Source organism: Streptomyces sp. NPDC001351 (assembly GCF_042896045.1).
Taxonomy (GTDB): domain Bacteria; phylum Actinomycetota; class Actinomycetes; order Streptomycetales; family Streptomycetaceae; genus Streptomyces.
The window spans coordinates 286,264-310,756 of sequence record NZ_JBIAWS010000009.1; the positions used below are offsets into that span (position 1 = coordinate 286,264).

General features: G+C 71.0%; 22 protein-coding genes. 10 read left to right on the plus strand and 12 right to left on the minus strand.

The genetic code is table 11. From position 1 onward, the window contains the following. On the minus strand, positions 1 to 1,968 hold the full coding sequence (locus ACFY1U_RS31910; RefSeq protein ID WP_390697599.1) for an RICIN domain-containing protein: 1,968 nt from the start codon (positions 1,966 to 1,968) through the stop codon (positions 1 to 3). A 185-nt stretch (positions 1,969 to 2,153) separates the two neighbouring features. On the opposite strand from ACFY1U_RS31910, the gene ACFY1U_RS31915 reads away from it, so the two are divergent. The 9 genes from ACFY1U_RS31915 to hypE all read left to right on the plus strand — a co-directional run bounded on the left by ACFY1U_RS31915 (position 2,154) and on the right by hypE (position 11,675). Further along, positions 2,154 to 3,383: a glycosyltransferase gene (locus tag ACFY1U_RS31915; protein ID WP_390697772.1), complete on the plus strand. Its 1,230-nt coding sequence runs from the start codon at positions 2,154 to 2,156 to the stop codon at positions 3,381 to 3,383. A gap of 46 nt (positions 3,384 to 3,429) precedes the next feature. Further along, positions 3,430 to 3,660, plus strand: coding sequence for a hypothetical protein (locus ACFY1U_RS31920; RefSeq protein WP_390697600.1), 231 nt, complete (start codon positions 3,430 to 3,432; stop codon positions 3,658 to 3,660). A gap of 66 nt (positions 3,661 to 3,726) precedes the next feature. Continuing rightward, complete coding sequence (locus ACFY1U_RS31925; RefSeq protein ID WP_390697601.1) at positions 3,727 to 5,445, plus strand: hydrogenase maturation protein; 1,719 nt, start codon at positions 3,727 to 3,729, stop codon at positions 5,443 to 5,445. Next, positions 5,442 to 6,038 carry a hydrogenase maturation protease gene (locus ACFY1U_RS31930; RefSeq protein WP_390697602.1) on the plus strand — a complete coding sequence of 199 codons (597 nt, stop codon included), beginning with the start codon at positions 5,442 to 5,444 and terminating at the stop codon, positions 6,036 to 6,038. Before ACFY1U_RS31925 ends, ACFY1U_RS31930 begins: the two co-directional genes overlap by 4 nt. A gap of 46 nt (positions 6,039 to 6,084) precedes the next feature. Continuing rightward, the gene (gene hypB, locus ACFY1U_RS31935) at positions 6,085 to 6,828 is read left to right on the plus strand and encodes a hydrogenase nickel incorporation protein HypB (RefSeq protein WP_390697603.1); all 744 of its coding nucleotides are present in this window, start codon (positions 6,085 to 6,087) and stop codon (positions 6,826 to 6,828) included. Then, complete coding sequence (gene hypF, locus ACFY1U_RS31940) at positions 6,825 to 9,164, plus strand: carbamoyltransferase HypF (protein ID WP_390697604.1); 2,340 nt, start codon at positions 6,825 to 6,827, stop codon at positions 9,162 to 9,164. The genes hypB and hypF overlap by 4 nt, the downstream gene beginning before the upstream one ends. 3 nt (positions 9,165 to 9,167) lie before the next feature. After that, positions 9,168 to 9,485, plus strand: a complete 318-nt coding sequence (locus tag ACFY1U_RS31945) for a HypC/HybG/HupF family hydrogenase formation chaperone (protein ID WP_390697605.1) — start codon at positions 9,168 to 9,170, stop codon at positions 9,483 to 9,485. Beyond that, on the plus strand, positions 9,482 to 10,615 hold the full coding sequence (gene hypD, locus ACFY1U_RS31950; RefSeq protein ID WP_390697606.1) for a hydrogenase formation protein HypD: 1,134 nt from the start codon (positions 9,482 to 9,484) through the stop codon (positions 10,613 to 10,615). The genes ACFY1U_RS31945 and hypD overlap by 4 nt, the downstream gene beginning before the upstream one ends. Continuing rightward, entirely contained in the window at positions 10,608 to 11,675 is a 1,068-nt protein-coding gene (gene hypE / locus ACFY1U_RS31955) for a hydrogenase expression/formation protein HypE (RefSeq protein ID WP_390697607.1), read from the plus strand. The genes hypD and hypE overlap by 8 nt, the downstream gene beginning before the upstream one ends. Positions 11,676 to 11,732: 57 nt before the next feature. Here the strand turns inward: hypE and ACFY1U_RS31960 are convergent, their stop codons facing one another. From ACFY1U_RS31960 to ACFY1U_RS32000, 9 genes are all read right to left on the minus strand, one after another. Beyond that, positions 11,733 to 12,071, minus strand: a complete 339-nt coding sequence (locus ACFY1U_RS31960; protein WP_390697608.1) for a hydrogenase maturation nickel metallochaperone HypA — start codon at positions 12,069 to 12,071, stop codon at positions 11,733 to 11,735. 7 nt (positions 12,072 to 12,078) lie between these two features. Beyond that, a complete protein-coding gene (locus ACFY1U_RS31965; protein WP_390697609.1) occupies positions 12,079 to 12,264 on the minus strand; it encodes a hypothetical protein in 186 nt (61 codons plus the stop codon). Between the two features lie 19 nt (positions 12,265 to 12,283). Continuing rightward, positions 12,284 to 12,490 carry a hypothetical protein gene (locus tag ACFY1U_RS31970; protein WP_390697610.1) on the minus strand — a complete coding sequence of 69 codons (207 nt, stop codon included), beginning with the start codon at positions 12,488 to 12,490 and terminating at the stop codon, positions 12,284 to 12,286. A gap of 41 nt (positions 12,491 to 12,531) precedes the next feature. Then, positions 12,532 to 13,128: a DUF5947 family protein gene (locus ACFY1U_RS31975; RefSeq protein ID WP_390697611.1), complete on the minus strand. Its 597-nt coding sequence runs from the start codon at positions 13,126 to 13,128 to the stop codon at positions 12,532 to 12,534. Next, complete coding sequence (locus ACFY1U_RS31980; RefSeq protein WP_390697612.1) at positions 13,125 to 13,667, minus strand: NifU family protein; 543 nt, start codon at positions 13,665 to 13,667, stop codon at positions 13,125 to 13,127. The genes ACFY1U_RS31975 and ACFY1U_RS31980 overlap by 4 nt, the downstream gene beginning before the upstream one ends. Then, positions 13,660 to 15,453, minus strand: coding sequence for a nickel-dependent hydrogenase large subunit (locus ACFY1U_RS31985; RefSeq protein ID WP_390697613.1), 1,794 nt, complete (start codon positions 15,451 to 15,453; stop codon positions 13,660 to 13,662). Before ACFY1U_RS31985 ends, ACFY1U_RS31980 begins: the two co-directional genes overlap by 8 nt. Positions 15,454 to 15,522: 69 nt before the next feature. Beyond that, on the minus strand, positions 15,523 to 16,611 hold the full coding sequence (locus ACFY1U_RS31990; protein WP_390697614.1) for a hydrogenase expression protein HypE: 1,089 nt from the start codon (positions 16,609 to 16,611) through the stop codon (positions 15,523 to 15,525). 1 nt (position 16,612) lies between these two features. Further along, a complete protein-coding gene (locus ACFY1U_RS31995; protein ID WP_390697615.1) occupies positions 16,613 to 18,103 on the minus strand; it encodes a hypothetical protein in 1,491 nt (496 codons plus the stop codon). Positions 18,104 to 18,307: 204 nt separating this feature from the next. Further along, positions 18,308 to 18,970 (minus strand): TetR/AcrR family transcriptional regulator, encoded by a 663-nt coding sequence (locus tag ACFY1U_RS32000; RefSeq protein WP_390697616.1) that lies wholly within the window; start codon positions 18,968 to 18,970, stop codon positions 18,308 to 18,310. Between the two features lie 179 nt (positions 18,971 to 19,149). On the opposite strand from ACFY1U_RS32000, the gene ACFY1U_RS32005 reads away from it, so the two are divergent. Further along, a complete protein-coding gene (locus ACFY1U_RS32005; protein WP_390697617.1) occupies positions 19,150 to 20,397 on the plus strand; it encodes a YncE family protein in 1,248 nt (415 codons plus the stop codon). A 69-nt stretch (positions 20,398 to 20,466) separates the two neighbouring features. Here the strand turns inward: ACFY1U_RS32005 and ACFY1U_RS32010 are convergent, their stop codons facing one another. Further along, entirely contained in the window at positions 20,467 to 22,323 is a 1,857-nt protein-coding gene (locus ACFY1U_RS32010; protein ID WP_390697618.1) for an endoglycosylceramidase, read from the minus strand. A gap of 94 nt (positions 22,324 to 22,417) precedes the next feature. After that, a complete protein-coding gene (locus ACFY1U_RS32015; RefSeq protein WP_390697619.1) occupies positions 22,418 to 24,391 on the minus strand; it encodes a GTP-binding protein in 1,974 nt (657 codons plus the stop codon). Positions 24,392 to 24,493: the final 102 nt, after the last annotated feature.

The following is a 24,493-nucleotide window of genomic DNA, read 5'->3' on the forward strand; positions in this document are numbered from 1 at the left end:
CTACGTCAGTGTCCACTTCTGGTTGTCGCCCGTTCCGCAGGACCACAGCACCGTTGAGGTGCCGTTGGCCGTGCCGTTGTTGTAGGCGTCGAGGCAGAGGCCGGCGTTGACGTTGGTGATGGTGCCGTCGCTGTTGACGTTCCACTTCTGGTTGTTCTGGCCGTTGCAGTCCCAGATGACGACCTTGGTGCCGTTGGCCGTGCCCTGGTTGTAGGCGTCCAGGCACTTGTTGCCGTACACCACGAGTTCCTTGCGGGAGGTGTAGGTCCAGGCCTGGTTCTGGCCGCCGTTGCAGTCCCACAGCTCGCCCTGGGTGCCGTTGGTGATCGTGTTGTTGTAGATGTCGAGGCAGCGTCCGGACTGCGTGCCGACGACCTGGGATCCGCCCGCCCCCGGCAGGGGTCTGACGGTGATCGAGTCGAGGGTCGGGGCGCCGGAGAAGGTGAGCGAGTTGGCGGAGCCCTTGGACAGGCCGACCTCGACCGAGATCGTGCCCGGGCCTGCGCCCGTCGGCGGGAAGGAGACCGCGCTCGCTCCCTGGCCATTGACCTTGAGGGTGCCGGTGCGGGCCGCGGAGGTGTTGTTGGTGTACGACACGTCGACGACCTTGATGCCGGTGTTCCCGGCGACCACGCCCGAGAAGCCGGCGGTACCGGTGTAGGTGTTGCCGGCCGCCTCCGTCCCGCCGGTGACCGTCAGCATGACCGAGCCGCCCGCCGGAACGCCGGAGGTGTAACCGGTGCCGTAGGTGCCGACATCGGCGCGCGCCCACAGGTCACGCACGGTCGCGGAGGCGTTCGTCAGACCGAGGTCGGACCAGCGGACGGTGATGTTCTGGGCGGAGGAGGTGCGGTTGAGGAGGACGACGGCGCGGTTGCCGGTGCCGGCGAGGACCTTGCCGTAGACCTGCAGCCCGGTCGTGTCCTCGGCGACCTTCACGCCCTGGAGGCCGCGCGGGTCCTGGTCGACGCCGATGACCTCGGGGTTCTTGAGGATGCCGGCGGTCTCCGACGTCATCGTGGCGAGGTTGTTTCCGGCGAGGAGCGGCGCGCCGGAGATGGCCCACAGGTTCATATGGGTGCGGTTCTGGGCGGCGGTGAAGCCGTCCATGCCGACCATCAGCATGTCCGGGTCGTTGTAGTAGCCGGTGTGCTGGGCGGTGGGGTGCAGCGTCTGGTCGAAGTTGGACAGCAGGTTCGTCATCGACGGCGAGTTGCCGTAGTAGATGATGTCCGTGCTGGTGCGCCACATGGGGGCCTGGCCCGGAGCCCAGTTCCAGGGGTTCTGCTTGCCCCAGTTGCAGAGGGAGAGGGTGAGCGGACGGCCGGTGGTGGCGGTCGCCTTGGCGACCGCGTCGCTGATCGACCGGTACGCCGTCGCCGCGTCGAGTCCCTCGACGTCTCCGCCGCACCAGTCGACCTTGACGAAGTCGAAGCCCCACTTGGAGAACTGGAGCATGTCCTGGTCGTAGTGGCCCTCGCTGCCCGTGTTCGGGGCCGCGGGGCGGCCCGTCGGGTAGTAGTAGCCGCAGCCGTTCTTGCCGGCGTCGGTGTAGATGCCGGCCTTGAGGCCCTTGCTGTGGATGTAGTCGGCGATGGCGCTCATCCCGCCGGGCCACTCACCGGTGTCGACGGTGATGTTGCCGTCGCTGTCGCGGGTGCCCTGCCACCAGCCCTCGTCGATGTTGATGTACTTGTAGCCGGCCGCCGGCAGCCCCGCCGCGACGAACGCGTCGACCTGCTGCTTGATGACGTTGTAGTCGATCCTGGCGGCGAAGCTGTTCCAGGAGGCCCAGCCCATGGGGGCGGTGGGCACGGCCATCTGACGGGTCGTCGCCGCCTGGGCGGGGCCGGGCGCCGCGAACAGGAGCGCGGCGGCCGCGGTGACGGCGAGGGCGAGGAGGCGTACGGCGGCTGCTCTGCAGCGGTCTGCGAGACCTCTGCGGGTCGAGCGCGGAGGGGGGTACATGCGGCTCCGTCCATTCGACATATCGAACGAGGATCGGTGATCCGAACGCGTTGCGCGCCGAAAGTAGAGCCACCCGGAGCGTCAAGTCAACGGAAGTGACAAGCGTGAACTCGCCTTTCTCCACGGGGCGTTCTCGCTGAAAGGCGTACGACGGCGGGATACTGGCCGTCGTGCGTGTAGCGATCATGACGGCGGGATCCCGGGGCGACGTCGCCCCGTACACGGGACTCGGACATGGGCTCTCCCGTGCCGGGCACGAGGTCACTCTGGTGACGCATGCCCGTTTCGAACCGCTCGTGGCCGGGTCGAAGGTCCGTTTCCATCCGCTGCCCGTCGACCCGCGGGCGGAGCTGGAGTCCTCGCGGGGGCGCGGGCTGCACCGCAGTGCGACCGGTGTGGGCAAGCTGGTGCGGGTGGTCGCGATGGCGCGGGCGCTGGTCGGGCGGATGACGGACGATCTGGTGGCGGCCGCCCGGTCGAGCGACATGCTGCTGCTGTCCGGTTCGGTGGGGCCACTGGGACACGCCATCGCGGAGGGCCTGTCCCTGCCCTTCCTCGACGTACCCCTCCAACCCCTCGCACCCACACGGGAGTTCGGGCCGCCGATGCTGGGTGCCCGTTCCCTTGGAGCGGTGGGCAACCGCGTCGCGGGCCATGGGGTGAGCCTGGCCGTGGAGCAGGTCTTCGCCGGGGCGCTGCCTGCGGTACGGCAGCGGCTGGGGCTGCCCCGGGTGAGTGCCACCGCGTCATGGCGGGCGCAGGAGCGGCGGGCGCGGCCGGTGCTGCACGGATTCAGCCCGCTCGTGGTGCCACGACCGGACGACTGGCGTCCGGGCCTGTCGGTGACCGGATACTGGTGGCCCTACGACGCGGAGCCCCAACTCCCCTCCCCTGTACGGGACTTCCTCGACGCGGGCCCGCCACCCGTGTTCGTGGGCCTGGGCAGCGCGACCGTGCCCGACCCCGAGCGGCTCAGCGCCTGCGTCGTGAGCGCCCTGCGCCGGGCCGGGCTGCGCGGGGTGATCCAGCGTGGCTGGGCCGGCCTGGAGGCCTCCGGCGACGACATGCTGACCGTCGACGAGGTCCCGCACTCCGCGCTCTTCCCCCGTATGGCCGCGGTGGTCCACCACGCGGGCGCGGGCACGACGGCGGCGGGTCTGCGCGCGGGGGTGCCGGCCGTGCCGGTGCCGATCCAGTTCGACGAGGGCTTCTGGTCCGCCCGCCTGGTCCCCCTGGGCGTCGCCCCGCGCACCCTGCCCCTGCGCCGGCTCACCCCGGACACGCTGGCCACGGCACTGCTGCGGGCCACCAGAGACCCGGCGTTCGCGCGGCACGCCGAGACGCTCGGGGCACGCATCCGCGGGGAGGACGGGGTGGCCCCGGTGCTGGCGGCGGTGGACCGGTGGGGTGGCTAGGAGGCCATGAGCGCCCTGCGCGCGGAGAACGGGATGAGTCACGCTCATGACCACGGCGCACCCGAGAATCGAGCTGCTTCTGCCGGCGGGCGCGTCCATGACCGCCGCGGCCCTGCTGCTCCTGGCGCTGCTCAAGAACGCCGAGATTCGTGCCGAGCACGCGGTCCGGCACAAGCTCGACGCGTTCGCCGCCGCCCTGCTCGAAGTGCACCGCGACAACCGCATCGACGCGTTCGAGGACCTGCGGAATGCGATCCGGATGGCGGAAGCGATCTGACACCGGACCGCGAAACGCCGCCGTGGTCCTTCTCGCCCCTCCGCATACCGACGATCATTCCGCGCCATGGACATCTTGCTCGTCGCCAGCGCGTTCAACAGCCTGTCCCAGCGTGTGTACGCGGAACTGTCCGACGAAGGGCACCGGGTGGACGTCGTGCTCGCCTCGCACGGCGCCGAAGCGATCCGGACCGCCGTTCACGAAACCCGCCCCGAACTGATCATCGCCCCGATGCTGAAGACGGCGCTGCCGGAGGACATCTGGCGGGAGCACACCTGCCTCGTCGTGCACCCGGGGCCGCCGGGCGACCGCGGCCCGTCCTCCCTGGACTGGGCGATCGCCGAGGGTGCCTCGCAGTGGGGGGTGACGGTGCTGCAGGCCGAGGCGGCCATGGACGCGGGCGCCGTATGGGCGGCCGAGCCCTTCCCGGTGCCACCGGTCGGCAAGAGCAACCTGTACCGGGGTGAGGTCTCCGACGCCGCCTCGGCCGCCGTCCGGCAGGCGGTGCGGCGGTACGCCGACGGATCGTTCAAGCCGCAGCCGCAGAGCGATCCCGCGATCCGGGTGGTCTGGCGCGACTTCTTCCGCCGGGAGCAGCGCAGCATCGACTGGGAGAACGACACGACGGAGACGGTCCTGTGCAAGCTCCGCGGGGCCGACTCCCAGCCGGGAGTCCTGGACGAACTCTGCGGCCAGGAGGTGTTCCTGCACGGCGGCCACCTCGAGGACCGGCTGCACGGGCGCCCCGGGGAACTGCTCGCGACGCGCGCCGGGGCGGTCTGCCGGGCCACCCGGGACGGCGCGGTGTGGATTTCGGAGCTGCGGCCCCGCAAGGCCTCCGGCGACCCCGCGCCGTTCCGCCGCCCGGCGGCCTCCGTGCTCGCCTCCTTCCCGGCCCCGTCTCTGCCGGAGATCGCGGCACCGCTGGAGTTGCCCTCCGGCCGGATGACCTGGAGCGACATCCGCTACCGGCAGCACGGCGACGTCGGATTCCTGAGGTTCTCCTTCCCCGGCGGAGCGATGAGCACCGGCCACTGCCGCAGGCTGCTGGCCGCCTACCGGTACGCGCTCACCCGCCACACCTCGCTGCTGGTGCTGGGCGGCACCCGCGACTTCTTCTCCAACGGCATCCACCTCAACGTCATCGAGGCGGCCTCCGACCCCGCGGGCGAGTCCTGGTCCAACCTCAACGCCCTGGACGACCTGGTCGAGGCGGTGCTGCGCACCACCGACCGGATGGTGGTGGCTGCGCTCGGCGGCAACGCCGCGGCCGGCGGCGTGATGCTCGCCCTGGCCGCCGACCAGGTGTGGTGCCGCACCGGCACCGTCCTCAACCCGCACTACCGGCGGATGGGCCTGTACGGGTCGGAGTTCTGGACGTACACGCTGCCGCGCCGCGTCGGGACCGAGACGGCCCAGCGGCTGACGACCGAGGCGCTGCCGGTGAGTGCGGCGAGCGCGGCACGGATCGGCCTGGTGGACCGTCTGGTGGAGGTCCCGCCGCAGGGGTTCACCGCCGAGGTCGAACGGTTGGCGGCCGAACTCGCCGGCGACCCGGACCTCCCGCAGCGGATCGCCGCGAAGGCCGCGGCACGCCAGGCGGACGAGGCACGGCAGCCGCTCGCGGAGTACCGGCGGGACGAACTCGCCCGTATGCGTGCCATCTTCTTCGATCCGCAGGCCCCGTACCACGCCCTGCGTTCCGCCTTCGTACGCAAGCTGCCGAACGGCGAGTCCCGGCCCCTGGCCCCGACAGATGCCCCGGGCGCCGGGGATGCCCGGTGACGCGGTCCGCCACCCGCCTGCTGGTGGCGGGTGTCGGCAACATCTTCCTCGCGGACGACGCCTTCGGGCCCGAGGTGATCCAAGCCCTGGAAGGGCGGCCGCTGCCTCCCGGGGTCCGGGTCCGGGACTTCGGCATCCGCGGCCTGGACCTCGCGTACGAACTGCTCGACGGCTACGACACGGCCGTCCTGGTCGACGCGGCCGCGCGGGGGCACCGCCCGGGCACCTTGTCGCTGATCGAGCCGGAACCGCCCGGCGGCGGCACGGGCGCCGCCCCGCCCGAGGCACACGGCATGGATCCGGCCAAGGTGCTGGCCCTGGCCGCCCACCTGGGCGACGAGCCGCTGCCGCGGGTCCTCGTCCTCGCCTGCGAGCCCGAGGTGCGGCCGCACGGCGACGAGGACATCACCCCGGGCATCAGCGCACCGGTTCGCGAGGCGGTCGACCGGGCCGTCGCGGCCCTGCACACCCTGGTCCCGGCGCTGCTCGCCGACCCCGCGGCCATGCCTTCGTTGAGCCGCCCGGACGAATCCACGGACCCGTCCGCGGCCGAGGTCCCGCTCCCGGTGGCCGGCGGCGTCGACGATCGGTGACGCACCGACACCCGTGTCCCTCGAACGACCGCGAGGAGCAGCGCCCATGTGCGAGTCCATGGACGACGTCACCCAGGCCGTCCTGGCGAAGAACGACGGCCTGGCCGCGAGCCTGCGCGACGAACTGGCCCGGCGCGGGGTCGGCGTCGTCAACCTGCTGTCCAGCCCCGGCAGCGGCAAGACCGAACTGCTCGGGCAGGTGCTGGCTCTGGCGGTGGAGCGGCGCATCCCGGTGGCCGCTTTCACCGCCGACCTGGCGACCGAGAACGACGCCCAGCGGCTCGCCCGTTCGGGCGCGCCGGTCAGACAGCTGCTGACCGACGGGCTGTGCCATCTGGAGGCCCGGCAGCTCACCGGCCATGTGCAGAGCTGGCTGCCCGAGGACACCGCGGTGCTGTTCGTGGAGAACGTCGGCAACCTCGTCTGCCCGGCGGCCTACGACCTCGGTGAGAGTCTGCGGATCGTCCTCATGGCGGTCACCGAGGGCGAGGACAAACCGCTGAAGTACCCCACGGCCTTCGGCTCCGCTCATCTGGTCGTGCTCACCAAGACCGATCTGTCCGAGCCCGCCGGTTTCGACGAGGCCGCCTTCGTCGCCCATGTGCAGCGGGTCAACCCCGGGGTGGAGGTGGTCCGGTCCTGCGCACGTGACGGCGCCGGTGTCGCCACCGTGCTGGAGCGGGTGCTCGCCGCGCGGGACGGGGGCCCCGTGCACCGGCCTCCCCTCGCGCCGCACCCTCACCGCCACACGCACCAGGCACCGGGCCTCGCGGCCGGCCGCGTCTCGTGACCGCTCCGGCCGCGCAGACGGTGCGCCGCCGTGTCGTGGTGCGCGGCACGGTGCAGGGCGTGGGTTTCCGCCCCTTCGTGCACCGCCTGGCCACCGATCTCGCGCTGTCGGGATTCGTGAGCAACACGGCGAGCGGCGTACTCATCGAGGTGGAGGGCCCGCCCGACGGCGTCGCCCGCTTCTGCCGCCTTCTGGCCACGGAGACTCCACCGCTGGCCACCGTCACCGGCGTCGGCGTCGAGGACCTGCCCGCCACGGGCGCGGACGACGCCTTCACGATCCGTGCCACCGAACGGTCCGCGGGCCGCACGCTGCTCCCGCCCGACACGGCGACCTGCGCGGACTGTCTGCGCGAGCTCGCCGATCCGGCCGACCGCCGCCACCGACACCCGTTCGTCACGTGCACCCACTGCGGCCCCCGCTTCACCATCGCCACGGGGATGCCGTACGACCGGGCGGTCACCACGATGGCCGGCTTCCCGATGTGTTCCGCATGCACCCGGGAGTACGGCGACCCCGCGGACCGGCGCTTTCACGCCCAGCCCGTCGCCTGCCCGGCCTGCGGTCCCCGGCTGCGGCTGGTGCCGGCACCCCGCAGCGGGATCCTTCCTGCACGAGACGGCGACGCCCTTGCGGCGGCCCGGTCTCTGCTGGCAGCCGGCCGCGTCCTCGCCGTCAAGAGCCTCGGCGGCTACCACCTGGCATGCGACGCCACCGACGCACGCGCCGTCGGCACACTGCGCGCCCGCAAGGAGCGCGGTGCCAAGCCGTTCGCGGTGATGTGCCCGGACCTCGACACCGTGCAGCGGATCGCCCTGGTCTCCGCGGCCGAGGGCGCGGCGCTCACCAGCCCCCGCCGCCCCGTCGTCCTGCTGCGCCCGCGGACACCGGCCCACCACCTCAGCCTCGCTCCCGGTGTCTGTCCGGGCAGCCCGCAGCTCGGCGTGATGCTGCCCTACACCCCCGTGCACGTCCTGCTGTTGGGGCTGCCCGGTGATCCACCGGGCCCTCGGGTCCTGGTCATGACCAGCGGCAACCGGTCGGGGGAACCGATCGTCACGGACGACGAGGAGGCGCTGACCCGGCTGGCCGGACTGGCCGACGCCTGGCTCACCCACGACCGGGAAATCGCCTCACCGTGCGACGACTCCCTGCTGCGGGTGCGCGCCGACGGCAGCGAGCAGGTACTGCGCCGGTCCCGGGGGTATGTGCCGCGCCCGCTGCGGCTGCCGGTCGGCGTGCGGCCCGCGCTCGCGGTGGGCGGCGACCTCAAGAACGCACTGTGCGTCGGCGCGGGCGATCAGGCCTGGCTCGGCCCGCACATCGGTGACATGGGTGATCTGACCACGCTGGAGGCCGCCGAGCGGGCGGAGGGGCACATCCGGCGGCTGAGCGGCGTCACCCCTGAACTCGTCGCGGCCGACCGGCACCCCGGCTACCACTCGGCCCGCTGGGCCCGCCGCCGCGCGGCCGAACTGCCCGGGCGCACACCCGTGTTCGTCCAGCACCACCACGCGCACATCGCCTCGACGATGGCCGAGCACGGCCTCGACGGCACCACACCCGTGATCGGCGTCGCCTTCGACGGCACCGGCTACGGCGACGACGGCACCGTCTGGGGTGGCGAGATCCTGCTCGCCGACTACGCGGGCCACCGGCGCTTCGCCCACCTCTCCCCCGCCCCGCTGCCCGGCGGAGACGCCGGGGTGGCCAACCCGTGCCGTCTGGCCCTGGCCCGGCTGTGGGCCGCGGGCGTGCCGTGGGACACGGACCTGCCCTGCGTCGCCGCCTGCTCGGCGACGGAACTGACCCTCCTGGAACGGCAGTTGACGCGCGGGCTGGCCTGCGTGGCGACCTCCAGCATGGGTCGGCTCTTCGACGCGGTGTCCTCCCTGCTGGGGGTGTGCCACCGCGCGGGATACGAAGCCCAGGCCGCCCTGGAGCTGGAGGCCGCGGCCGCCTCGGCCCGGGACGTCGGCACCTCGGCGTACACCTTCGGCATCGGGTCCGGCCTGTGCGACCCGGCACCGGTGCTCCGCGCACTCGTCGCCGACCTGCGGCGCGGTACACCGGTTCCCCTGCTCGCCGCGCGCTTCCACCGGGGCGTCGCGCGGGCCGTCCTGGAGATCTGCCGGCGGGCGCGCCGGGACACCGGCCTGGCCACGGTCGCCCTCAGCGGCGGGGTCTTCGCCAACGCACTGCTGGAGGAGGAGTGCACGCGGCTGCTGGCCGAGGACGGCTTCGCGGTGCTGCGGCACGGTGAAGTCCCTCCGAACGACGGCGGACTGGCCCTTGGACAACTCGTGGTCGCGGCGCACGAACGACAAGAGGAGTGACCCATGTGTTTGGCAGTGCCCGGCAAGGTCGTGGCCATCGACGACAGTGCAGACCCGCTCACCGGGCTGATCGACTTCGGCGGTGTGCAGAAGCAGGCGTGTCTGGAGTACGTGTCGGACGTTCGGGTGGGTGAGTACGTCATCGTGCACGTCGGGTTCGCGCTCCAGCGCCTGGACGAGGAGTCGGCGCTGGCCTCCCTGCAGCTCTTCGAGGAACTGGGGCTGCTGGAGGAGGAGTTCGGCGACGCCTGGGAGCAGGCCTCGCGGGACGCCGGAGTCGCCGCCGTGAGTGAGGAACCACGAGGGAGCGAGGCCCGGTGAAGTACATCGACGAGTTCAACGACCCCGATCTGGCCCGCCGTCTGCTGGACGAGATCCGCGCCTCCGCCACCCGGCCGTGGGCGCTGATGGAGGTGTGCGGCGGGCAGACCCACTCCATCATCCGGCACGGCATCGACCAACTGCTGCCGGAGCAGGTGGAGTTGATCCACGGTCCCGGCTGCCCCGTGTGTGTCACCCCGCTGGAGGTCATCGACAAGGCGCTGGAGATCGCCGCGCGCCCCGGGGTGATCTTCTGTTCCTTCGGCGACATGCTCCGGGTCCCGGGCACGGACCGGGACCTGTTCCGGGTCAAGGGCGAGGGCGGCGACGTACGCGTGGTGTACTCACCGCTCGACGCCCTGGAGCTGGCCCGCCGCAACCCGGACCGGGAGGTGGTCTTCTTCGCCATCGGCTTCGAGACCACGGCCCCCGCCAACGCGATGGCCGTCCACCAGGCGCGCCGCCTCGGCCTGACCAACTTCAGCCTCCTGGTGTCGCATGTGCGGGTTCCTCCGGCGATCGAGGCCATCATGACGGCCCCCGAATGCCGGGTGCAGGGCTTCCTGGCCGCCGGGCATGTGTGCAGCGTGATGGGCACGGCCGAGTACCCCGAGCTGGCCGAGCGGTTCCGGTTGCCGCTCGTGGTGACCGGTTTCGAGCCGCTGGACATCCTCGAGGGCATCCGCCGGGCGGTGCGGCAACTGGAGCGCGGAGAGCACCGGGTGGAGAACGCGTACCCGCGTGCCGTGCGCGAGGACGGCAACCCGGCCGCCGTACGCATGATCGAGGAGGTCTTCGAGGTCACCGACCGGAACTGGCGGGGCATCGGACCCATCCCGAGGAGTGGCTGGCGGCTGACCGAGGCGTTCCGGGCGTTCGACGCCGAGCACCGCTTCGACGTCGCCGGGATCCGCACCGAGGAGCCCGCCGAGTGCCGCGCCGGCGAGGTGCTCCAGGGGCTGATCAAGCCGACCGAGTGCGCCGCGTTCGGCACCACCTGCACCCCGCGCACCCCGCTCGGCGCCACCATGGTCTCCAGCGAGGGCGCCTGCGCGGCCTACTACCTCTACCGCCGGATGAACGCCGCGACGCCGCAGGCCGCGCGGGAGGAGATGAACCCCGTTGCCTGAACTCTTCGAAACCGTCGACCCCGCGGGCTGGACCTGTCCCGCGCCGCTTCGCGACCAGCCCGTGGTGGTCATGGGGCACGGCGGAGGGGGCGCCCTGTCGGCGGAGCTCATGGAACAGGTCTTCGCCCCCGCCTACGGCAATGCCACCCTCGCCGCGCTCACCGACTCCGCAGTCCTGCAACTGGGCGGCGCGCGGCTGGCGTTCTCCACCGACTCCCATGTGGTCAGGCCGCTGTTCTTTCCCGGCGGCTGCCTGGGCGACCTCGCGGTCAACGGCACCGTCAACGACCTCGCGATGAGCGGCGCCAGGCCCGCCTATCTGTCCGCCGCCTTCGTGCTGGAAGAGGGCGTCGAACTGACCGTGGTCGAGCGGATCGCGCGCGCCATGGGCGTGGCCGCCGAGGCGGCGGGGGTCGTCGTGGCCACCGGTGACACCAAGGTGGTGGAGTCCGGGCACGGCGACGGCGTGTACGTCACCACCGCCGGAGTGGGGCTCGTCCCCGACGGGGTGGACATCCGTCCCCAGCGTGCGCGGCCCGGTGACGCCGTCATCGTCAGCGGTCCGATCGGCCTCCACGGAGTGGCGATCATGAGCGTCCGGGAGGGCTTGGAGTTCGGCGTCGAGCTCTCCAGCGACACCGCGCCGCTCGCGGACCTGGTGGCGGCCATGCTGACGGTCACGCCCGACATCCACGTCCTGCGGGACCCCACCCGTGGCGGCCTGGCCGCGTCCCTCAACGAGATCGCCCGCGCCTCCGGGACCGGTGTCCGCCTGCGGGAGCGGGCCATCCCGGTGCCGGACGCCGTCGCGAACGCCTGCGGCTTCCTGGGCCTCGACCCGCTCTATGTCGCCAACGAGGGCCGGCTCGTCGCCTTCGTGCCGCCGGCCGCGGCGGAGGAGGTCCTCGCGGCGATGCGCGCCCACCCCCAGGGCGCCGGAGCCACGCTGATCGGCGAGTGCGTCGCCGAGCACCCCGGCATGGTCGTGGTCTCGACCGGCCTCGGCGGCACCCGGGTGGTGGACCTGCCGCTCGGCGAGCAGCTTCCGCGGATCTGCTGAGCCCGGCACACGAGGCCCCCCGCCGCAGCATCGAGCTGCGGCGGGGCCTCGTATGTGTCACTCGATCCCGGTGATCTCCAGTTCCCGGCCGCTGCGCAGGTCGGAGGAGGGCCGGTCGCAGTGCGGGCACCAGAAGAACGGTGGCATGCCCACCGGGAACTCCGCGGCGCACGCGCCGCAGTAGGCGTGCGCGAGGACCGGCTCCACCACGAGCCGCGCGCCGGCGAGAGCGGTGCCGTCGCGGGCGGCCTCGAACGCGAAACTCAGTGCGTCGGGTACCACCCCGGCCAGTTCGCCGACCCGTACGGTCACCGCCGAGACGGCTTCCGTCCCGTCCGCCCGGGCGAGTTCGCCGGCCCGCTCGATGATCGCGGTCGCGATCGACAACTCGTGCACGGCCGGCTCACGGATAGCGGCGGCCCGCGCGGAAGCCGCCGGTCAACCGGTAGATCCGCAACTCGCGCTTGATGCTCGGCCACTCCCGGACGAGCAGCGCCAGGGCCACGGCGCCGGCCAGAACGGCCTCCGCCAGCAGCAGCTGCCGTCCCGTTGTGGCACCCTGCGCGCCGTCTGCTCGTTGGACCTTCATTCCGGCTCCCTGTTGTTCCTCATCCCGGGGGGATGTTCGGCATGGCGTCGAGGAGGGCGTCGTGCCGCTTCCAGTGGATCCCGGTGGAGCGGCGGGCGTCCGCGGTGCCGTCCTCGTGGTGTCCGGTCTGGCGGCCGTAGGGCCCTGTGTTGCCCTGGTGCATGCCGGGCACATGTCCGGCGGAGTCGGGCTTGGCCTTGGGTCGGCCGACTCTGATGGTGCCCATGGGGTGTTCTCCTTCCTCGCCTCCGCGCCGCGGAGTGGTGGTCAGGGCCGCTCGGTGAGGTCGTCGAAGAACCGTTCGACGGCGGGCCAGACCCGGCCGCCGCCGGACAGGCCGCGCCATTCCCGGCGTACGACGGCGATCATCCGGTAGCAGTCGTCGACCGGGACGATCCAGTGGTGGTCGAGGCCGTGGACGGTGTTCACGAGCAGTGCCTCCACGTCGGGTTCCACGGAGGCGAGCTGCGGACAGGCTGCTGTCAGCCGCTGCCAGGCCGCCGCGTCGACCTCCCACCGCATGGCCCCGGCCGGGCTCGGGCCCTCGGCGGTGACCGTGCCGTCGGACCGGGGCACGAAGAAGACCAGCCCGACGGGCACGCCCAGAACCCCAGTGTCCACCCGGGGGAGCCTGATCCGCCTGCGGGGAACGAGCCGGTAGTGTCCGTCGCCGGCAGCGCCGTCGGCGAACAGCACCGAGCAGGGACCGCAGGCGCAGCGCATTTCCTCGGCTGCGGTGTCGTACAGGTGGCGGTGCTCCTCGGGCACCGGCGCGGCGCACAGGTCGCACCGCTCCGTTTCCGCCTCCGGCCGGGGCTCTGGGGAGGAGCGGATGAGGCGGGCGAGCGCGCCGTCCGTGGTCACGGTGTGCCTCGGCGGGTGAGCGTGGTCAGCGGCACGAAGGCCGGAGCGGTCGTCTGCACCGGCTCCACCTCCGTCAGCTCCGGGGCTACGGCGAGCACCGCCTCCCGGACGGCGGCGGTGACGTCGCCCGTCCCGCCGCCGCAGCCGGAGCCGCAACCGCCGCCCGCCGTCAGCCGCACGCGGCCCACCTCGCCGTCCGCGCCGGCCCACTCCACGTCGCCGCCGCGTTCCTGTAGGGCGGGCCGCAGCCGCTCGACCGCGCGGGCCGCCCGGCGCTCGACGGGCTCGGGGTGGATCGCGTGCAGGACCAGCAGATGCCCCAACAGCTCGTCGTCGGCGAGGTGTTCGGCCAGCTGCGCGTCCGCGTGGTCCATGACCCGGGCGAGCGCCTCGCCGTAGATCTCGGTCAGCAGCCGTACGGTCTCGACCGCGGAGCGGGTGGCGGGTCCGGGTGCGGATTCGATCCCTTCCAGCAGTTGGTCGAGCCGGGTCAGCCGGGCCTCGACGGCGGGGTCCGCGAGCCGCTCGGGCTCAGCCATGGTTCGCGCCGTAGGTCGGCGAGTGCAGGGTGGTCAGGGTCTTGCCCTTCCCGACATACATGTGCACCCCGCACGGCAGACAGGGGTCGAAGCTGCGGACGGTGCGCATGATGTCGACGCCCTTGAAGTCGTCCGGGCCGTTCTCCTCGAAGATCGGCTGTCCCTGGACGGCGTCCTCGTAGGGGCCGGGGGTGCCGAACTTGTCGCGGGGGCTCGCGTTCCACGGAGTGGGCGGGTACGGGTGGTAGTTGGCAATCTTCTTGTCCTTGATCACCAGATGGTGGGAGAGGACACCGCGTACGGCCTCGTGGAAGCCGCAGCCGATGGCCTCGTCCGGCACCTCGAAGTTCTCGAACACCTTGGTGTCGCCGCCCCGCACCAGCCCCATCGCCTCTTCCAGGAACTGCAGGGCCATGGCGGCCGCGTAGGCGACGAAGTAGGGGCGGGCGCGGTCCCGTTCGATGGTGTTGCTCCACTTCGGGATGCGCCACTCCAGGGTCGTCTCGGGCAGCGTCTCGCCCTTGGGCAGCGAGATGCGCACGCTGTGTCCGGTGGACTTGATGTACGGGGTGTCGACCAGTCCGCTCAGCGCGGTCGACCAGAGGCGGGCGAGCGGGCCGCCGCCGGTGTCCAGGGCGAGGTGGTCGCCGCTGCGCGCGTCGTACCAGCGCGGGCTCATCACCCAGCTGTACTTGTCGTCGAAGTCGCGCTTCTGCGGTACCGGCACGGTGGTCTGGTTCCACGGGTGGCGCAAGTCGACCGGGTTGCCGAGCGGGTCGTGGGTGACGAAGGGCTGCTCGTTCACCCAGTCCTCGTAGTAGGAGCTGCCGAGCATGATGCGCAGGCCGAGGTTGATGTCGACGAGGTTGTTGGTGACCAGTTCGCCGTCGACGACGATGCCGGGGGTGACGTACATCGCCTTGCCCCAGGTGTTCATGTTCTCGTAGCGGTAGTCGACGACGTCGGGGTTCTGGAAGGCGCCCCAGCAGCCCAGCAGGATGCGGCGGTTGCCGACCTCCTCGTAGCCGGGCAGTGCCTCGTAGAAGAAGTCGAAGACGTCGTCGTTCATGGCGACGGCCTTCTTGACGAAGTCGATGACCCGCATGAGGCGGCTGAGATAGTCGGTGAAGACGGTCGGCTGCGGCAGCGTGCCCACGCCACCGGGGTACAGCGTGGACGGGTGGACGTGCCGTCCCTCCATCAGGCAGAACATCTCGCGGGTGACCCGGCTGACCTTCAGGGCCTCCTTGTAGACCTCGCCCTCGAAGGGGTTGAAGGCCTTCATGATGTCGGCGATCGTCCGGTAGCCGTGGATGTCCCCGCGCGGGGCGTCGGAGCGTTCGGCGCGGGCCAGCACACCGGGGTTGGTGGCCTTGACCATGGCTTCGCAGAAGTCCACGAACACCAGGTTGTCCTGGAAGATCGTGTGGTCGAACATGTACTCGGCGGCTTCGCCGAGGTTGACGATGTGCTCGGCGAGCCGGGGCGGTTTGACCCCGTAGGCCATCTGCTGGGCGTAGTCGGAGCAGGTGGTGTGGTTGTCGCCGCAGATGCCGCAGATGCGCGAGGTGATGAAGCCCGCGTCGCGGGGGTCCTTGCCTTTCATGAACACCGAGTAGCCACGGAACAGCGAGGACGTGCTGTGGCACTCCACGACTTCCCGGTTGGCGAAGTCGATCTTCGTGTAGATGCCCAGGTTCCCGATGATGCGGGTGATCGGGTCCCAGGACATGTCCACGAGCTGCGGCGGCTTGCGTCCCGTGGGCCGGGCCTCGGTTGTCGTCATCGCTGTTGCTGCCCCTTGCTGTCGCTGTTCCGTAGGTCGGTCCGTGGTGGGGGTGTGTGCCGGGCGGGGTCAGGGACGCCAGTGCGGGTCGTAACCGCTGGTCAGCTTCCGCTTGTTGTGGCGCCACCTGGGTTCGTGGTTGACCAGCTCGTTCGTGAAGCCGCGCAGCCGGCGGATGACGGCTCCGTACGGCTTGACGATCATCGAGGAGAGCGTTCCGCCGGGCGGCTCGTCCATGAACGGCATGAACGCGTCGGGGAAGCCGGGCATGGTGCAGCCGATGCAGATGCCGCCGACGTTGGGGCAGCCGCCGATGCCCGCCATCCAGCCGCGCTTGGGCACGTTGCAGTTGACGACCGGACCCCAACAGCCCGTCTTCACCAGGCACTTGGGCGAGTTGTAGTCCTTGCCGAAGGTGCCCTGCTCGTAGTACGAACCGCGGTCGCAGCCCTCGTGGACCGTCTTGCCGAACAGCCACTGCGGGCGCAGCATGTGGTCCAGCGGGGGCGGCGGAGCGGATCCGGCGGCGTGGTAGAGGACCCAAATCAGGGTCTCCATGAAGTTCTCGGGCTGGATCGGACAGCCGGGGACGTTCACCACGGGCAGGCCGCCCTGGGATCTGAAGTCCCAGCCCAGGTAGTCCGCGAGGCCCATGCAGCCGGTCGGGTTGCCGGCCATGGCGTGGATGCCGCCGAAGGTGGCGCAGGTGCCGGCGGCCACCACCGCCCAGGCCTTGGGGGCGAGTTGGTCGATCCACCAGTTCAGGGCCTGCGGTTCGCCGGTCTCCGGGTCGTTGCCGAAGGACGTCCAGTAGCCGTCGCCCTTGATGATGTTCTGGTTGGGGACCGAGCCCTCGATGACGAGGATGAACGGGGCCAGTTCGCCGCGTACGGCCGCCCGGTAGGGGGCGAGGAAGTCCTCTCCGCCCAGGCTCGGGGAGAGCACCTTGTTGACCAGGTTCACCTTGGGCAGGCCCGGGATCAGGCCGAGCACCAGGTCCTCGATGGAGGGCTGGTCGGCGGCCGTCAGGGAGACGGTGTCGCCGTCGCAGCTCATGCCCTCGGAGATCCAGAGGATGTGGAGCTCGTCGAAGCCCTGCCGTTCCTCGCCGCGGCCGGGTTCGGCGCTGACCTCGGTGGTGCTGCTGTGCGTCGTCATGTCAACGGCCTTTGCTGCGGGGGGTGTCGGAGTCGGTGGGCTGGAGCGGTTCGAGTTCGTCGGGCCGGAAGTAGTGGAAACGGCCGTACCAGCTGTGCAGTTCGGCCGCGGGGTCGTCGTCGAGGGTGACGGCGAGGTGCACGCTGCCGTCCACGTCGTGGAAGACGGCGGCCACCTCGGCGGTCCGTCCGGCCAGGAACATGTCCTGGGCGTCGGCGCCCCGCCTGCGTGGCCGGAGCCGTACGCGGCTGCCGCCACCGAGGGGCACACCGTCGACGAGCACCGTGTCGGTGGACGGGGACAGGCCGTCGTCGGCGCCCTCCTGCCACCAGGCGGGGCGTTCGGCGCGCGGGGACGACGGGCTGGCCGGGGCCAGGGAGCGGACGGCACCGTGCAGCCGTTCGAAGACCTCCTGGGGCATGGTGTCGACCCGGTCGAGGATCGCGGCGGCCCGTGGGTCGGTGGCGCGTGCCTCGCGTTTCTCCTCGTCCGTCAGCAGCATGGTGCGCAGCGTGAGGATCTCGTCGATCTCCGCCGCGTCGTGCAGGTCCCCGGGGCTCTCCGGGGCCACCTGCGGATGGTCGGGGAGGATGATCGGGGAGGAGAGCAGGACGTGGCCCGTGGCGCCGGCAGGGGAAGTCGATGGCTCGCCGCCGAGGACGGGGAACGTGAATTCGTTCCGGCACGTTCCTGCCTGGGCCCGCAGGTCCTCGGGCGGATCGATCAGCGAGACGAACTCGACGCCGTCGCCGCCGATCAGCGTGTGCGCGGCGATGAGCGCGCCGCACAGCGCTTCCTCGCGCGTGGCCCGTGGGTCCGGGGCGGGTCCCGTGTTGGCGGTGCGTACCCGCAGACGGCAGAGGTTCTCCCCCAACTGCTCGGCGCCTAGGGTGACATGGGCCCGTACCTCCTCGCGACGGCGCACCACCCGCCCGGCACCCGAGGGCAGTGCCTCGATGTCCCTGCCGGCCGCCGCTCCCGCCGCAACGGTGCGTTCCCCCTGCAGGAGGTCGTCCAGCGGGACCGCGATGTCCACTTCGCAGGGCACGGCCTCGTCGAAGGTCAGATGCACCGTGCCGTCATCGGTGCGCAGCGACTGGACCTCTCGCAGGCGGCCGTGGCCGGTCTCCTGCACCTGCTTGCGCTGCAGCTGGAGGTAGCGAAGCCTCACCCGCAGGGTCGCGCCGGGCTGCCGGGTCCTCAGCAGCACCTCGGTCTGCTGGTACCAGGAGTCGGCGGAGCCGGACACATGGGGGACGACCGGGCCGTCCTGCTCCACCCAGGCCTGCGGGAAGAGCACTCCGAACTGCCAGCGGACGCGGTTCTTGGCCGACGAGCGGCGATAGGGATACAGCAGGTAGCCCTCATACAGGACGGCGTCGGCGACGGCGCCCAACTGCTCGAAGCCGTGCCGGGACCGGTCGGCCGGCAGACCCGGGGCGTCCCTCGTGGCAGCGGGCGCCCTGCCGCCCTCGACCGACCTCTGCGACATCGCGCCTCCTCGTCACGGCGTGCACGCCCACGCCTTCCACCACGGTCACACCGCCCACGCACCCTCGCCTCCTCCGGCGCAGCATCACTGAGCCGTTCGAGGGGTCACTCGGAGTGGTCAGACGGTCCGCGGCACAGGGCATGGGAGTGTCGTCGGCCGATCGGCGGCAGAAGTCGTCACAGGCCCGGGGTGGGGCAGCGCCGTTCAATCAGTCGGTGTCGCCCATCCCGGCGGACGCAGAATCGCCAGCAGCTGGTGGACCAGTTCGTCCACCACTTCGTCGAGCGTGGCGTTCACCCAGCCGGCGCTCCAGTCGTGCAGCAGCCCGTTGACGCTGCCGATGAAGGCCGTCGCGGGGATGCGGTAGTCGCGGGGGGCGGCTTCTCCGTGGGCGGCGGCGGTGTCCGCCTCGGCGCAGATGAGGTCCACCCAGCGGGAGCGGCGGGCCAGGCGCTGTTCCTCCAGGCGTGCGCTGACGCCGATGATCTCGACGAAGGTGATCCTGATCCGGCGTGGATCGCCGGTGACGTTCCCGGCGTAGGCGCGGAAGATGGCGGTGACGCGCTCGGCGAGCGGGAGCCCCTGCGCCTCGGCGAACGCGGTGAGGACGGCCTCCTCGGCCCAGTCGTTGACCTGGAGGTGCAGCGCGGCCAGCACGTCCTCGAGGGTGCGGAACTCCTCGTAGAACTGGCGGGTGGACAGGCCCGCGGCCTCGCTCAGTGCCGCGACCGTGGTGGCGCGGTAGCCGGGGTCGCCGCCGAAGAGTTCGAGCGCCGCGTCCAGGAATCTCCTGCGCCGCTCGGCCTGCCGTTCCGCGGCGGTTTTGCCGCCGTATCGTCCGGTCGGCGCCTTGAGCCTTCCCGCCACTGAGCCTCCCTTGTCGCCCGCCCCCGCCAATTTTGTCGTGTACGCAGTCTTGTGGAGAAGGGCACCTCTTCCTTACTTTCCAGTAAGTAAGAGTCTGAACGCACCTGTTTTCAGATTCGGCCTCCATTTCTTTTGGCATGCCCTCATCACGCCCCGTCCGCAGAGGAGAGAGAGCACTCATGCCTGCCTTCAGATCCAGGCACATCTGCTCCGTAGCCGCCGCCCTCGTCCTGACCGTCGCCGCGCCCGCGACCGCCGCCACCGCCGACTCGCCCGCAGCGCTGCGCGAGGTGCTGTTCGTGGGCAACAACTGGGACGGCACCGCCACCGTCCTGAAGTCGTCCGGCGACTTCGCCAAGGTCGGGGAGATCAACGTCGTTCCCGACAAGGCGCAGCGCATCGCGGAGATCAACGCCGACCCCATCAAGTGGATCTACTACACGGCCATCCGCAACCAGGTCGGCCAGGGCCACGACCAGTACGTCGACGACATGTACTCCACGCCCGACGGCACGTCCGTGGTCGTCTCCCGGCCCAGCTTCGCCGACGTCGTCTCCATCGACCTGGCCACCGACAAGATCAACTGGCGTTTCCCGGTGGCCGGTTACCGTGCCGACCACATGGCCGTCTCCCCCGACGGCACCAAGGTCGCCGTCTCCGCGTCCACCGCCGACAAGGTACAGGTGCTGGACATCAACACCGGCAAGGAACTGGGCGAGTTCGGCACCGGGGACAAGCCGCACGAGAACGTCTTCACCAACGGCGGCAAGTACATCTGGAACATGTCGATCGGCGAGGTCACCACCTCCCTCGACGACCCGTCGGCGGACTGGACCAAGGGCGACCGTCACATCACCGTCGTAGACGCCACCACGTACAAGACGGTCAGGACCATCGACATGCGCGACCGGCTGGACGCGATCGGCCTGAAGGACTTCTCCGACGCGGTACGGCCTGCCGCCTTCACGCCCGACTGGTCGAAGATGTACTTCCAGGTGTCGTTCTTCAACGGCTTCCTGGAGTACGACATCGCCGCCGACAAGATCACCCGGGTGAAGACGCTGCCGGCGAACCCGGCGACCAACCCCGACCGCACCACCTGGCTGCTGGACTCGCGCCACCACGGCATCTCGATGAGCCCCGACGGCAGCAAGCTGTGCGTCGCCGGAACGATGGACAACTACGCCACCGTCGTCGACCGGGCCACCCTCCAGGAGGGTCCGCTCGTCACCGCGTCCACCCCGTACTGGGCCACGGTCAGCGGTGACGGCAAGGACTGCGTCATCTCCGAGAGCGGCGCCGACCAGGTCACGGCGATCGACTTCGCGACCGGCCAGAAGGTCACGTCCGTGCCGGTCGGGGACCATCCGCAGCGGGTACGGCTCGGCCATGTACAGGCCGGCTGGACGGGTCCGTCCGCGAGCTGATCCCCAAACCGACGGCGCCGGACTGTGCGGTCCGGCGCCGTCGGCCTGTCGGTCCGCCCGAGCCCCGGCTCAGAAGTGCGCCGCCGCCCAGGTCGCCAGTTCGGCCTTGGCCGCGCTGAGCAGACTCGCCGACGGTGCCGTTGCTCCGTTGGTCACCAGCGCGTAGTGCAGGACGCCGGAGTCCGAGTCGGTGAGCAGGAGCCGCCGGCTGCCCGTGCCACCCGGTTCGGGAGCCGCCGCGACCGGTGCGGAGGCCGTGTACGCCGAAGGGCCGTAGACCGCGCCGAGGTCGGAGACGACGGTGGTCGTGGCGGTCGGGAACGAGGCGGGCAGGTGCAGTTCGGTGGGCGCCGTGCCGCTGCCCGACCTCCACACCAGCAGCCCGTACTGGCCGGAGCCGACCAGCTGGGACACGTTCGGCAGTGAACTCGGCACCGGGTTCCAGGTCAGGGTCGTGGAACCGTCGCGTGAGCGGTCCTCGTAGGTGAAGGCGAGCGTCGTACCGGCCGTGGCACTCGGGTAGATACGGTCGAGGAGCCGGGCGTCCTGACGGAGTGTCACCGCGCCCGAGTCGTCGAGCTTCACGGCGGAGAGGTCCTCGTCGTTCCAGGCGTCACCCGACGTCTGGACCTTGTCGGGGTTGTCGTTCATCAGCTCGTGGTGACGGCCGTTGTAGATGTCCCACTGCCACTGGTTGCCGGAGAGGACGGGTCCGGACGAGGACGGGCCGGACCACCAACTCGAGCCCGGCAGCCGGGAGTCGAGGGCCTGGTACATCGCCTTGTCGACCGTGGGGGCCTTGCCCGCCACCGATCCGGACAGCGGCTGGCCGAACTCGCTGACCACGGTGGCCGTCCCCGCGGCCGAGGCCCGGTCGCGGATCGTCCCGAAGTCGTTCGCGTACTGCCCGTCGGACGCGTTGCCCCACATCAGGATGCCGGAGATGGCCTTCTGGTCGTAGAAGTGGGTGTTGAAGACATAGCGCGGGCCGAGCGTGCCGGCGTCCAGCAGTCCGCCCTCCTGCTTCTGGGAGTCGATGTTGGAGTTCCAGAAGAGGTTCGGTTCGACGAAGGCCGGTTTGGCCTGCCAGCCGGCCGCGTCCATCCGGGCCCGGAACTTCTGGTAGAAGGGCCACAGCAGGTTCTGCTCCCAGCCGCGGCTGGTCTGGCCGGAGTCGTACCCGCCCGCGAAGGGTTCGTTGTAGGGGTCGAAGCCGACGATGCCCGCGAACTCGGCGTCGCTCAGGTGCTGTTCGACGTACGCCATGGTCTTCTGGGCGGTGGCGAGGAAGGCGTCCTGCAGGCCGTAGTTGTTGTGCCAGAAGTCGTACTGTGCCTTGGTCACGGCCTGGTTCTGGGTGATGTTCTGGCCCCAGAAGAGGCAGATCCCGCACGACTCCTGCGGGTAACCGCCCAGCGCCACAGCCCACTTGGGGGCGCCGTCGCCCGTGTACCAGCTGCCGGAGTTGAAGAGGTAGCGGGAGTAGAGGTCCTGATGGAAGTCGGGGTACACGCGGACGCCGGCGTCGAGGAAGGCCTGCATCTGCGCGGTGGCGGCGGCCAGGTAGGCGGTGTCGACGGTGCCGCGGGTGGGTTCGGCGTGCGCCCAGGACAGCAGGAAGCGGACCGAGTTGCCGCCGCCGAGGGCGCGCAGCGCGGTCGCTGACTTCTTCGCGTCGGCGACCGAGGCGAAGGGCAGGCCGCTGTTCTCCTCCAGCTTGGTCTCGCCGGAGACGTTGTAGCCGCGCAGCACGACCTCGCGGCCGTTGCCGTCGACGAATCTGCCGTTCTGCACGGTCAGGGGGGATTCGTCGAACCAGAGGGAGTCGGGAAGGGTCGCGGCGGTGGCGGAGGGTGCGCCCGCCACCGTCAGGGATCCGAAGAGGACAACCAGCACAAGGAGCAGACGTGTCCGAATATTCGGCATGTCCACTACAGTCCGGTGATTTCCGGACACCGTCAATACTTCTGACTCTTGAGTAAGTTTCAGGATTTTCGAGGAGCGTTCCTTCTCAGCCACCTCAGCCCGTCACGCGACGCGTCACGTTCAACAGGTACTCCTTGCGGTTGAGGGGGTTGTGGTCGGTGCGCGGACGTTCGGGAACCGTTCCGAAAGTGATCGGTGCGTAGTGGTCGAAGGCGCTCTCCAACTCGCCCTCACCCCGCGTGAGTCCGGGCAGCCGCTGCTCCAGTTCGTGCACCCGGCCGGCCGGGACGGCACCCTCCAGGACGCAGGCGGCGCCCTGCGTCCGGGTCGTCTGCGGCACGGCACGCAGGGCGGCCAGTACCGGCAGCAGGGCGCCGAGGGTGTCGGCCGGGGCTTCGAGGCGGAAGCGGTGCATCGGCTCGTGGACCCGGGTGCCTGCCCGGCGCAGTGCCTCGATCAGGACCAGCGGGGTCAGGCCGCGGAAGTCGTAGCCGGTGCTGGACATGCTCTTGTCGAAGCCCTGGTGGGCGTGACTCTGCCGGGGCGAGTAGCCGGAGTGGGTCATGGTGACCGTGCAGTCGGTGACCTGCCAGCCGTGCAGGCCCTGCCCGAGGGTTTCGCGGACGGTGTCCTCGACGGCCTTGAAGAAGGCGTACGGCATGGCGCCGAGCTCCACCTCCAGGCGGAACCGCACGCCCGAGCCGGCCGGTGCGGGGTCGACGCGCAGGCCGACGGTGGCCAGGAACGGGTTCGGGTCCTTCTTGTTGAACTCGACCGCCGCTCCCGGCCCCGTCGGCCGCTCGATGCAGATGACCGTGGTCTCCCGGAAGGTGACGTCGAGCCCGAACTCCTCGGCGAGGGTGGCCTGGACGACCTCCTTCTGGACCTCGCCGTAGAGGGACACGGAGGTCTCCTGGCGCACCTCGTCGTGGCGCAGGTCGATCAGCGGGTCCTGTTCGGCGAGTTGGGTGAGCGCGAGATGGAGCTTTCGGGTGTCGACGCCCGGGCCCGGGACGACCACCGTCTCCAGCGTGGGAGGAGCGAAGAAGTGCTCGGGGGCCTTGCGGGGTTCGCCGAGCGCGTCGCCGATCCTGATGTCGGTCAGGCCCCACAGCCTGGCGATCCGTCCGGCGGGGACGGCGTCCGCCCGGGCGTCCGCGCCGTGCTCGAAGACGCTGATCCCGGTGACCCTTCCCTCGGTGCGGGCCTCGCCGAAGGGGATCCGGTCGCGGGTGCGCAGGGTGCCGGAGAACATACGGGCGTACGCCACCTTCTCCCCCGCCGGGCCCCGCTCGACCTTGAAGACGGTGCCCGAGACCGGCCCGTCGGGGTCGCCGTCGGCCGGGGGCAGGAGCTCTTTGATGCCGGTGACCAGGGCGCTCACGCCTGCGCCGGTGATGGCCGAGCCGAAGTGGACGGGGTGGACCAGGGCCTGACGGGTCTGGGTGGTGAGGGCCGCGCGGAGGGTGGCATGCGACGGGTCGCTGCCCTCCACATAGGCGGCGAGCAGCTCGTCGTCCTGGCCGGCCAGCGCATCGAGCGCCGTCGGGGCGAGCCCCGGCAGGAAGCGGGCATCGCGTGTACCGAGTCCGCTCACCGTCCCCATCGGCACGACCGCCGGCGTGAGCCGCTCGGAGATCTCCCGCAGTACGCCGTCGTACCGCGCCCCGCGGCGGTCGATCTTGTTGACGAACAGGAGGGTCGGGATGCGCAGCCGCTGCAGCGTCCGCATCAGGACGCGCGTCTGCGCCTGGACACCCTCGACGGCCGAGACGACGAGAACCGCGCCGTCGAGCACTCCGAGCACCCGCTCCACCTCGGCGATGAAGTCCGGGTGGCCGGGGGTGTCGATGAGGTTGACCGTCACGTCGTCGATCGCGAACGAGACGACGGCGGACTTGATGGTGATGCCGCGCTGCCGCTCCAGCGCGAGGGTGTCGGTGCGGGTGTTCCCGTCGTCGACACGGCCGGGCTCGTCGATCACTCCGACCGAGTGCAGCAGCCGCTCGGTCAGGCTGGTCTTACCTGCGTCGACGTGCGCGAGGATACCGAGGTTGAGCAAGTGCACGAAGCGTCATGTCCTTTGAAGAGTGGGTCATTCCTTCCTGGGCGGACATGAACGGTGCTCGCATTGCTTCTCCTGGACGGTGCGGTGACACAGCACATGAAG

Coding starts and splice junctions, on each gene's coding strand:
- ACFY1U_RS31910 (WP_390697599.1), bottom strand. CDS start 1,968: ATGTACCCCCCTCCGCGCTCGACCCGCAGAGGTCTCGCAGACCGCTGC.
- ACFY1U_RS31915 (WP_390697772.1), top strand. CDS start 2,154: ATGACGGCGGGATCCCGGGGCGACGTCGCCCCGTACACGGGACTCGGA.
- ACFY1U_RS31920 (WP_390697600.1), top strand. CDS start 3,430: ATGACCACGGCGCACCCGAGAATCGAGCTGCTTCTGCCGGCGGGCGCG.
- ACFY1U_RS31925 (WP_390697601.1), top strand. CDS start 3,727: ATGGACATCTTGCTCGTCGCCAGCGCGTTCAACAGCCTGTCCCAGCGT.
- hypB (WP_390697603.1), top strand. CDS start 6,085: ATGTGCGAGTCCATGGACGACGTCACCCAGGCCGTCCTGGCGAAGAAC.
- ACFY1U_RS31945 (WP_390697605.1), top strand. CDS start 9,168: ATGTGTTTGGCAGTGCCCGGCAAGGTCGTGGCCATCGACGACAGTGCA.
- ACFY1U_RS31965 (WP_390697609.1), bottom strand. CDS start 12,264: ATGAAGGTCCAACGAGCAGACGGCGCGCAGGGTGCCACAACGGGACGG.
- ACFY1U_RS31970 (WP_390697610.1), bottom strand. CDS start 12,490: ATGGGCACCATCAGAGTCGGCCGACCCAAGGCCAAGCCCGACTCCGCC.
- ACFY1U_RS31980 (WP_390697612.1), bottom strand. CDS start 13,667: ATGGCTGAGCCCGAGCGGCTCGCGGACCCCGCCGTCGAGGCCCGGCTG.
- ACFY1U_RS31985 (WP_390697613.1), bottom strand. CDS start 15,453: ATGACGACAACCGAGGCCCGGCCCACGGGACGCAAGCCGCCGCAGCTC.
- ACFY1U_RS31990 (WP_390697614.1), bottom strand. CDS start 16,611: ATGACGACGCACAGCAGCACCACCGAGGTCAGCGCCGAACCCGGCCGC.
- ACFY1U_RS31995 (WP_390697615.1), bottom strand. CDS start 18,103: ATGTCGCAGAGGTCGGTCGAGGGCGGCAGGGCGCCCGCTGCCACGAGG.
- ACFY1U_RS32005 (WP_390697617.1), top strand. CDS start 19,150: ATGCCTGCCTTCAGATCCAGGCACATCTGCTCCGTAGCCGCCGCCCTC.
- ACFY1U_RS32010 (WP_390697618.1), bottom strand. CDS start 22,323: ATGCCGAATATTCGGACACGTCTGCTCCTTGTGCTGGTTGTCCTCTTC.